Origin of the sequence: Streptomyces sp. NPDC059456, from assembly GCF_042750055.1 — a bacterium.
Lineage (GTDB): Bacteria > Actinomycetota > Actinomycetes > Streptomycetales > Streptomycetaceae > Streptomyces.
This window is the reverse complement of the sequence record NZ_JBHYVA010000027.1, coordinates 18,009-27,739: the sequence shown is the minus strand read 5'-3', so window position 1 is coordinate 27,739 and position 9,731 is coordinate 18,009. Positions and strand designations below refer to the sequence as shown.

Here is a 9,731-nt window from a genome sequence, read left to right as displayed (position 1 = left end):
GCCCAGGCTCCGGGTGGCAGCCGCGTGCAGTCCCAGCCACACGTGCCGCTCCCGCGCAAAGGGACTCTCGTCGTACGGGATCGGCCCCGCCGGCTCCTCCAGCGACGTCGGCCGCCCCGGCGCGGCCGGCGCCAGCGGCGGGTTCCCCGGGTCGATCCCGATCGCCGGCGCCACCACCATCAGCTCGCGCAGCAGCCCCTGCGCCGACCCCAGCGGCCCGCCCCCGGCCAACAGCTCCTCGTTGGCCAGCGGAACCGCGAAGTCCACCGGGACGTACGCCCCGGCGTGGTCGTAGTGCCACACCAGGTGCGACTGCTGCGCCGTCGACTCGAACATCTCCAGCAGCTGCTCGTAGTCCCCGCCCAGCTCGTCCACCGGCGTCACCGGCAGTCCGCAGATCTGCAGCAGGTAGGCCCGCCGCAGGAAGTGCAGGGCGTCGTAGTCGAAGCCGGCGACGGGGGCCACGTCCCCGCTCAGGCCCGGCATGTAGGCGAACACGGGCACGGACGGCAGTCCCGCGTCGCCCAGTGCCTTGTCGTACGAGGCGATCTCTTCCGCGAACGGGTTGTCGGGGCTGTGGCACAGCACGTCGACAAGGGGGACCAGCCACAGGTCACAGGCCACGCGGGCTCCGATCAGTCGTTGTCGCCGATCCGGCCAGCGTAGTGCGCCGAACACCCTCCGCGAAGGGCTGCGCAGAACCTGGGGCGGAACAGCCCGCTACGGCCGCCCCAGGCCCACCCTCCAGACCCATACGTCCTGCACCTTCTTCGGCTCCTGCCCGAGCAGCCCGGTGAGCAGGTCGCGCAGTTGCGTGTCCCGGTCCTGGAACGGCAGGACGACCGCGCCCGCCTTCCAGAACTCCAGGTCCTGCCGGGCCTGCTCCCGCCACTGCGGGGTGACCTCCGGGGGCTCGGCCCCGTAGCGGACGTCCCGCAGGAGGTTCGAGAGGTGCCGCGGGGTGGCCCCGTAGATGCCGATGCGCTCGGGCCCCCACGGGCCGTTGAAGTAGCCGCCGGCCAGCCGGAAGCCGAAGTCCGCCTCCACCTGCCAGTGCAGCGCGTCCGCCTGGCCCGGGTCCGGCAGCGGCACCGGCACGAGCGCCTCGCCGTCCCCGACGTAGTCCTTCCACGCGCCCGAGGCGATGAACTGCGGAACCGGCTCCCGCTCCCGCACGGCCAGCGGCAGCGGCAGCACCGGGATCAACGCGGCCGCCACCCCGAGCAGGCCGAGCGTGCGCAGCTCGCGCCCGCGCATCCGGACGATCCGGTCCAGGGCGAGCGCCAGCAGCACGCCCAGCACCGGGGCGCACACCATCGCCACGCGCCCCTCGATCACCGATTCGAACAGCGGCGCCTTGCCCATCAGCCGCCAGGGCCCGGGCAGCACGACGCCCGTGTGCGGTACGGGCACCCACGGCCCGAGGGACAGCAGCAGCGCCGCGGCGCCGGTGATCGCGAGTGCGCGCACGACCGTACGCCGCCACATCCACACGCACACGGCCACGCCGAAGGCCAGCAGCGGCCAGCCGTAGAAGGCGTTCTGCTCGGTGGTGTTCATCGAGAGCCGGCCGGCCGTCTCGGCGTCGCCGAACAGGGAGCGGGCGGCGTACTCGACCAGGGCGCGCGGGCTGTTCCCGGCGTTGTCCCCGTGCAGGACCGAGTGGTAGCTCTGCGGGCCGAAGAACTGCCAGTACAGCGGGACGGCCAGCAGCGGCACGCAGACGGCGGCGGCGATCACCAGGCCGAGGCCCAGGGGCCGCGCGGCCTCCAGTGCGCGCTCCCTGTCGACCAGCAGGTACGCCAGGCAGAAGAGCAGCATGCCGAGCGCGGCGATGAGCAGCGGCTCCTCGCCGAGGAAGATCTGGTACGTCGCGAACAGGCCGAGCAGGACGCCGTCCCGGACCACACTGCGACCTTGATTTTGCCCATCGCACAGGCGCAGGGCCCGGTCGATGATCAGCGGGAGCATGAAGAGGACGACGAAGTTCGGGTGGCCGTTGGCGTGCGAGACCATCGGCGGCGCGAAAGCGGCGAGCGCCCCGCCCGCGGCGGCGGCCCAGCGGCCGTGCACGAAGCGGCGGCGGATCAGCCAGTACCAGGTCCACGCACTGGCGGCCATGCCCAGCGTGAGGACCAGGACGAAGGTGACGGTCTCCCCGAACAGCAGCGTCACCGGGATCAGCGGGACGGTCAGGCCGAGCATCGTCGCGTTGGCCATCAGGTTCACGCCGTCGGGCATGCCCTGGGTCAGGGTGAAGAGCGGGTTGCGCAGGTGGGTGATGTTGTCGGTGGTGACGCCGACGAACCACTCCCACTGGTTCTGGTCCTGGAGCGCGTCCTTGAGGTAGCGGCCGTCGAGGTCCGCCCACAGGCCGTGGAAGACGTACGCGGAGAGGGCCAGGAAGACGGCCGCGACGGCGAGGCCGCCCGCGTTCAGCCGCAGCAGGTCCACGAGCGCGCGGCGCCGGGCGCCGGCGGCCCGGCGGGGCCGGGGCGGGCGCGGGGTGGGCGGTGCACTGCGGCGCACCGGGACCTCGGCGACGCGCCAGCCCTGCCGGCGGACCCAGCGCAGCACCTCGGCGTCGACGGCGGGGCCGTCCAGGCGGGAGGCGGCGAAGGCGGCCCGTGCCCGGTCCCCGTCGAAGAGCGCGAAGGTGAAGGTGCCGGTGCGGAATCCGGGTATCCCCGGGATGCCCAGGGCGCGGACCAGGCGGTTCGCCGACCGGCCGAGGGCGACGGCTGCGGCCGTGGCGGGCGCGGACGCGGTCGCCGAGGGAGCGCCGGCCCGGGGTCGGCCGGCCGCGGACGCGTCGGCCGGGGGTTCGGCGGCCGCGGCCGCGTCGGCTGTGTGCCGGCCGGCCAGGGGTGCGTCGTCCAGGGGCTCGGCGGCCTGATGCCGGTCGGCCGGAGGTGCGTCGGCGTGATGCCGGCTGGCCGGGCGTTGGCCGGCCGGGGGTTCGTCGGCGTGATGCCGGTCAGCCGGGGGTCCGTCGGCCTGATGCCGGTCGGCCGGGCGGTGGCCGGCCGGGGGTTCGGCGGTTTGATGCCGGTCGGCCGGGGGTTCGGCGGCCCGGGTGGGGGCCAGGGCCTGTTCCAGCCGGTCCAGCTCGGCCGGCGGTGTCTTGAGCCCGCTGTCGGCGAGCAGGACGCGCTCACCGGCGGAGGCGAGCACTCCGGCGCGCAGCGCGGCGCCGGGGCCGCGGTGGTGCTCGGAGCGGATCAGCCGGATCCGGGGGTCGTCGGCGGCCGCGGCCTCGACGAGGGCGGCCGTGGCGTCGGTGGAGGCATCGTCGACGACGACGAGTTCCCAGTCGCCGGGTCCGGTGCCGAGGCGGACGTCGAGGTGTGCGCGGAAGGCGTCGAGGGCGGGGCCGATCCGGTGCTCGTCGTCGTGGGCGGGGACGACGACGGACAGCCCGACGGCGCCGAGCCAGACGGGGGCCGGCCCGGCACCTCCCGCCGCTCCGGCCACTCCGGCCGCTGCGCTGGTTCCGGTCACGCGCCGACCGCCTTCAGGCCCGCGGCCCAGTCCAGTCCGTGCTGGTTGTACGCGTACACGAGGCTGCGTACCTCGTCGGCGTCGGCGCGGGTCACCGCGTCGACCAGCTCGTTGTGGCCGGACCACAGCCCGGTGTGCAGATCCGCAGCCGACTTCAGGTGCGGTACGGCGAAGACCCAGCACTGCACGCGGATGCGGTGCAGGAACTCCGAGATGTACGTGTTGCCGACCAGCCCGCTCAGCTCCCTCCAGAAGCGCAGGTCGTAGCCGATCAGCACTTCGAGCGAGCCGCTCTGCGCGGCCCGGCACGCCTCCTCGGCACGACGGCGCACCGACACCAGCATTTCGCCGGAGCCGGGCGCGGTGCCGCGCTCGACGAGCCGCCGGAAGATCCCGTCCACTATGAGCGTACGGGCCTCGATCATGCCCCGGTAGTCGTCCACGGAGTAGACGCGCACGCGGAAGCCCCGGTGCTGCACCGATTCCAGCAGCCCCTGCGCCGCGAGGTCTACCAGTGCCTCGCGTACGGGGGTCGCGGAGACCTCGTACTGCTCGGCGATCTGCTTGACCGTGAACTCGGTGCCCGGTGGCAGGCGTCCCGCGAGCACCTCGTCGCGCAGCGCGTCCGCGATCTGCTGGCGAAGGGTGTTGCGGGTGACAGCGCCGCTGCCTGGCATAGGGGTCCGTCTCCTTAAGTGAACTTCGGACACCTTAGGCCAGGCAGCAAGGCTGAAACCGATCGAACGCGGACCATTTACATCACGCCGGGGCGGCGCCGCGGGTCACGCCGGGGCGGCGCCGCGGGTCACGCCGCGGTCGTGCGGCAGGTCGTGCGGCAGGTCACGCCGAGGTGGTGTGGCGGTCCGCGACCGTCAGCGCCTCGTCCAGCAGGGCCAGGCCCTCCTTGACCTCCGTCTCCGTGATGGTGCACGGCGGGACGACGTGCGTCCGGTTCATGTTCACGAAGGGCCACAGGCCGGAGGCCTTGCAGGCCGCCGCGAACTCGGCCATCGGCGCGTTGTCGGCCCCGGCCGCGTTGTACGGGACGAGCGGCTCGCGCGTCGCCTTGTCCCGGACGAGCTCCAGGGCCCAGAAGGTGCCCAGGCCGCGGACCTCGCCGACCGACGGGTGCCGCTCGGCGATCTCGGCGAGCGCCGGGCCGATCACGTTCTCGCCGAGGTGCGCGGCGTGCTCGACGACGCCCTCCTCCGCCATCGTGTTGATCGTCGCCACCGCTGCGGCACAGGCCAGGGGGTGGCCGGAGTACGTCAGTCCGCCGGGGTAGGGGCGCGTCGCGAACGTCTCGGCGATGGCGCCGGAGATGGCGAGGCCGCCGAGCGGCACGTACCCGCTGTTCACGCCCTTGGCGAAGGTGATCAGGTCGGGGGTGACCCCCCAGTTCTCGGCGGCGAACCACTTGCCGGTCCGGCCGAAGCCGGACATCACCTCGTCGAGGACGAAGACGATGCCGTGGCGGTCGCAGAGTTCGCGGACACCCGCGAGGTAGCCGGCCGGCGGGGTCATGATCCCGGCGGTTCCGGGCACGCTCTCCAGGATGATCGCGGCGATGGTCGCCGGCCCCTCGAAGGCGATGGTGTCGGCGAGGTGCGCGAGGGCGCGCTCGCACTCCTCGGCCTCGGTGGTGGCGTGGAACGGCGAGCGGTAGAGGAAGGGGCCCCAGAAGTGCACGACGCCCGCGGCGCCCGTGTCGGAGGGCCAGCGGCGCGGGTCGCCGGTCAGGTTGATCGCGGCGGCGGTGGCCCCGTGGTACGAGCGGTAGGTCGACAGCACCTTCTGGCGGCCGGTGTGCAGCCGGGCCATCCGTACGGCGTTCTCGACGGCCTCGGCGCCGCCGTTGGTGAAGAAGATCTTGTCCAGGTCGCCCGGGGTCCGTTCGGCGATGAGGCGTGCGGCCTCGGAGCGGACGTCGACGGCGAAGCCGGGCGCGAGGGTGCAGAGCCGGGCGGCCTGCTCCTGGATCGCGGCGACGACCTTGGGGTGCTGGTGGCCGATGTTGGTGTTCACCAGCTGGGAGGAGAAGTCGAGGAAGCGGTTTCCGTCGTAGTCCCAGAAGTACGACCCCTCGGCTCCGGCGACGGCGAGCGGGTCGATCAGGGCCTGGGCGGACCAGGAGTGGAAGACGTGGGCGCGGTCGGCGGCCTTGACGGCCGCGCCGGTGGCGCCGGAGGCGACGTGAGGGGTCATGGGGAGACGCTAGAAGTGCGCAGGTGGGACGGGATATGGGCGGACTGTCTGGGGGCGGGGGCCGGGTCTCGGCAGTCTGTCTGTGCGGAATGCGGTGAGGGGGGATTTGACGATCGAAGATTGACAGCACACTGTCGACATGACAGTCTATTGTCATAACCCGTGGATTTCATGGAGGAGGCGGCGACATGACCGGCAACACCCTCACCACTCCCGGCGGCCCGGCTGCAGGAACGGTCCACCTCGCGGTGTACGACACGTACGCGGACTGGGAGACGGGGCACACCACCGCCCACCTGACCCAGCGCGGCCACCGGGTCCGCACGGTCGGCTTCACCACCTCAACCCCGGTCACCACGATGGGCGGCGTCCGCATCCAGCCCGACCTGGCCCTCGCGGACCTCGCGCCCGAGGACTCCTCCCTCCTCATCCTGACCGGCGCCTCGCTCTGGGACGCTGGCGACGACCTGGCGCCCTTCGCGGCCAAGGCGCGGGAGTTCCTGGCGGCCGGAGTGCCGGTCGCGGCGATCTGCGGCGCCACGGCCGGCCTGGCCAGGGAAGGCCTGCTCGACGGACACACCCACACCAGCGCGGCCGCCGGATACCTCGCCCAGCAGCCCGGCTACGCGGGCGCCGAACGGTACGTCGAGGCCGACGCGGTGACGGACGGCAACCTGATCACGGCGGGCCCCACGGAACCCGTCGCCTTCGCCCGGGAGGTCTTCGCCCGGCTGGACGCGTACGCTCCGGAGGTCCTGGACGCCTGGTACCGGCTGTTCCACGACTCGGACGCGAGCGCGTTCCCCGTCCTGATGGCGGCTGCGGAGCGCGGCGATGCCTGAGCCCGTGGCCGCCGGCTCCGACTCCGACTCCGCGACCGACTCCTCGCCCGACTCCGCGACCGGCTCCGTGCCGGACTCCGCGACCGGCTCCGGTCCCGGCTCCGGTCCCGGCTCCGTGCACGGTCCCGGTCCCGGGCCCGATCCCTCGCCGGAACGGGCCCGGCAGGATCTGCTGAGCCGCACCGCCCTCGGCGTGTTCGGGCTGAACGGCCGGTTCCTCACGCTCTCGGAGGAACTGGCCCGGCCGGCCGGGCTGACCGCGGCCTGGTGGCAGGTGCTGGGCGCGGCGCTCCGGGAGCCCCTGCCGGTGGCGGGCATCGCCCGCGTCATGGGCATCACCCGGCAGAGCGTCCAGCGCATCGCGGACCTGCTCGTGGCCAAGGGGCTCGCCGAGTACGTGCCGAACCCGGCCCACCGCCGCGCGAAACTGCTCCGGCCGACGGAGGAGGGCCGCGCCGCCGTCGCCCGCATCACCCCGGCCCACGCCGCCCTGGCCGACCGTCTCGCGGAGGAGCTGGGCGAAGCGGCCTTCGCGGAAACGGTGCAGGTCCTGGACCGCCTCACGACGGCCCTGGACGCCCTGCTGCTCCCCGCCCGCGAGGTGCCGGCCGGGGAGTGAAGCCGTACGGACGAGCCGACCGCAGGCGGGATCCCGGTGGCACTCCGGGCCGCGTGCCCACGCAACTGCTGACCGCGACCGGCGTCCTGGCGCCGCTCACCCTCGTCCCCGGCCCCGGCCCCGGCCCCGACATGGCCGTCGTGACGAAGCGCGCCCTCTCCCGTGGGCGCGCCGACGGGCTGCGCGCCGTCGCCGGGATCGCGGCCGGGCTCCTGCTGTGGGGCGCCCTCACCCTGGCCGGGCTCGCCGCGCTGCTCGCCGCGTCGGCCGAGGTGTATCCGGCGTGAAGCGCGCGGGCGCCGCCTGCCTCTGCCTCCTCGGCGTCCGGTCCCTGCGCCGGCCCGGCGCGGAGCCGCCCGCCGTCCGCGGGGCCGCCCGCCGTCCGCGGGGCCGCGGGCAGCGCCTGGCGGACCGGCCTGGTCAGCAACGCCCTCAACCCCGAGACCGCCGTCTTCTGCACCGGGCTGCTGCCCGCCCTCGCCCCGTCCGGGCTGCGCCCGGCCACCGGCATGGCGCTGCTCGTCCTGCTCCATCTCGCCCTGACGGTGCCCTGGCTCGGCACGTACGGGTACGTCCTCTCGCGCGCCCGGCAGTTATTCGCCCGGCCGCGCGTCCGCCGGGTCCCGGACCGGGCGACCGGTGCGGTCCTGATCGGCTTCGGCGTCCGCGTGGCGACGGCGCCGTAGTCCTGGCGGGGTACGGGTGCCGGGCCGGGCGACCCTGACGGCCCTGGTGACCCGGCCCGCCCGGAGTGCCCCGGCGGCCCTGGTGTCAGCCTGCGGCGAGCCGGTCCAGTTCCTCCCCGATGGCGACGCGCAGCCCGTCGTGCCGCCCGCCCGGCTCGTACCGGCTCCCCCTCCAGTACTCCTCCCCGTACAACCAGACGGGCATCCGCACCCGGTCGGCGGGCTCCCACGCGTAGCGGGGCCAGATGTGGGCGTGGAGGTACGGGTCGGTGTTGCCCAGGATCTCGATGTTCACGCGGAGGAAGGCCGGGTCGAGGCGGCGGCAGGCCCGTTCGACGGCCTCGGCGAGCCGCTCCATGTCGGCGAGGTACGCCGTCCTGCGCGGCCGTGGCAGGTCGGAGAGCCGGGTCACTGACGGGTCGTCGGTCAGCAGTACCGCGTACCCGGGGAGGAACTGCCGGTCGCCGATCACGGCGAAGCCCTGGTCGAGGCGGCGCAGGACGGTCGGGTTCGCTCCGCGGTGCGCGCTGCCGATGCGGTCCGCGCGCCAGTCGCCGCCGGGGGTGGAACTACCGCTGTGACTGGCGTTGTTGAGGTTCTCTTCCGCGGTCATTCCGGGACCTTAGTCGACCGCCTCGGGGAGGACGTCCGAGGGTGGACGCCGTCGCTCGGTCCGTGGCTCTCAGGTCTGCCCCGTCATACCTGAGAGCCACGCACAAAGGCCGCTCCCCAGCGGGACGCCGACGAGGGGTCCCACTTCCTAACTTCGGAACCAGAGAAGACGCCCCGTCAGCCCCTCTGGACCGAGCGAAGGAACAGGGACCCGCCATGACCCGCCCCACAGGACGCCCCGCAGGACGCCCCGATGATCACGTCGCAGTTAGCGCCGAGGGTCACCGCGCCGGACGACGGCGCGGCCGTCTGCGCCGGACCCTGCTGGCCGGCCTCGTCGCCGCGGCCGTCGTGTTCCCCGTGTCCGCCGCCGCCTCTCCGGATGTGCCCGCGCCGGCGCCCGCCACCCTCGCCGAACACACCTCGCTCCCCGACCGGTACGCCGCGAACCGCGCCGACCTCGCCGAGGCGGAGCGGATGGCGGAGGCCGCCGGGCGCACGGGGCGGGCCGCGAAGCTGCGTGCCATGGGGGCGGGGGGAACGGCCCGCTTCCTCGTCTTCGACGGCCGCGGCGCGGGGCGCGCGGTCGAGGTGCTCGGCGATCTGGAGACCGCCGACCGGGTCGCCGTGCTGGTCCCCGGTTCCGACACCACGCTGGACACGTACCAGAGGTTCCGTGCCGGGGCGGTCGCCCTTCAGCAGCGCCTCCGGGCCGAGCATCCTCGCTCCGCCGTGGTCGCCTGGCTCGGGTACGACACCCCCGGCACGGTCAGCACGACCGTCCTGACCACCGACCGGGCGGATGCGGGCGCCGCCGAGCTCGGGCCCTTCCTCGACCGCTTGGCGCGGGCCGCCGCGCCCGGCGCCCGGCTCTCCCTGCTGTGCCATTCGTACGGGTCCGTGGTCTGCGCCCGGACCGGTACCGGACCCCAGGTCGGCGACATCGCCCTGTTCGGCAGTCCGGGCACGGGCGCCGCCTCCGCCGCCGAGCTGCCGACGGCCGCCCGCGTCTGGGCCGGGCGGGGCGGCTCCGACTGGATCGCCCACGTCCCCCATGTCCGTCTCGGCGGAGTCGGCTTCGGGACCGACCCCGTCGACCCGGCCTTCGGCGCCCGGCCGGTGGGCGCCCGCCCCCCGGGGGCCCCCGGGCGCGCCCCCGGGGGCGGTGCGCGCTTCCGGCGGGGGGCGCGCCGGCCCCGCCCCCCCCGCCCCGCCCGGGCGCCCCCCCCGCCCCCCGCCGGACTCCTCGGCTGCGGGGTCATGGCC

At 74.5% G+C, this 9,731-nt stretch carries 8 protein-coding genes and 1 pseudogene; 4 read left to right on the top strand and 5 right to left on the bottom strand.

Annotated features, from left to right (window positions below):
- The 4 genes from ACFXA3_RS04720 to ACFXA3_RS04705 form a co-directional block, all read right to left on the bottom strand.
- Positions 1–624, bottom strand: a 624-nt coding sequence (locus tag ACFXA3_RS04720) for a hypothetical protein (RefSeq protein WP_385181919.1), incomplete at its 3' end; no start/stop codon positions are given.
- 96 nt (positions 625–720) lie between these two features.
- On the bottom strand, positions 721–3,501 hold the full coding sequence (locus ACFXA3_RS04715; RefSeq protein WP_385181917.1) for a glycosyltransferase: 2,781 nt from the start codon (positions 3,499–3,501) through the stop codon (positions 721–723).
- The gene (locus ACFXA3_RS04710; protein ID WP_385181915.1) at positions 3,498–4,178 is read right to left on the bottom strand and encodes a GntR family transcriptional regulator; all 681 of its coding nucleotides are present in this window, start codon (positions 4,176–4,178) and stop codon (positions 3,498–3,500) included. The genes ACFXA3_RS04715 and ACFXA3_RS04710 overlap by 4 nt, the downstream gene beginning before the upstream one ends.
- Positions 4,179–4,341: 163 nt before the next feature.
- Positions 4,342–5,706 (bottom strand): aspartate aminotransferase family protein, encoded by a 1,365-nt coding sequence (locus ACFXA3_RS04705; protein WP_385181912.1) that lies wholly within the window; start codon positions 5,704–5,706, stop codon positions 4,342–4,344.
- Positions 5,707–5,894: 188 nt separating this feature from the next.
- On the opposite strand from ACFXA3_RS04705, the gene ACFXA3_RS04700 reads away from it, so the two are divergent.
- The 3 genes and pseudogenes from ACFXA3_RS04700 (at position 5,895) to ACFXA3_RS04690 (ending at position 7,853) form a co-directional block, all read left to right on the top strand.
- Positions 5,895–6,548, top strand: a complete 654-nt coding sequence (locus ACFXA3_RS04700) for a DJ-1/PfpI family protein (protein WP_385181909.1) — start codon at positions 5,895–5,897, stop codon at positions 6,546–6,548.
- A 115-nt stretch (positions 6,549–6,663) separates the two neighbouring features.
- Positions 6,664–7,167, top strand: coding sequence for a MarR family winged helix-turn-helix transcriptional regulator (locus ACFXA3_RS04695; RefSeq protein ID WP_385181924.1), 504 nt, complete (start codon positions 6,664–6,666; stop codon positions 7,165–7,167).
- Positions 7,168–7,298: 131 nt separating this feature from the next.
- Positions 7,299–7,853: pseudogene (locus ACFXA3_RS04690) on the top strand (LysE family translocator).
- An 85-nt stretch (positions 7,854–7,938) separates the two neighbouring features.
- Here the strand turns inward: ACFXA3_RS04690 and ACFXA3_RS04685 are convergent.
- A complete protein-coding gene (locus ACFXA3_RS04685) occupies positions 7,939–8,466 on the bottom strand; it encodes an HIT family protein (protein ID WP_385181906.1) in 528 nt (175 codons plus the stop codon).
- A gap of 215 nt (positions 8,467–8,681) precedes the next feature.
- Between ACFXA3_RS04685 and ACFXA3_RS04680 the strand changes: the two genes are divergently transcribed.
- Positions 8,682–9,731, top strand: a 1,050-nt coding sequence (locus tag ACFXA3_RS04680) for an alpha/beta hydrolase (RefSeq protein WP_385181904.1), incomplete at its 3' end; no start/stop codon positions are given.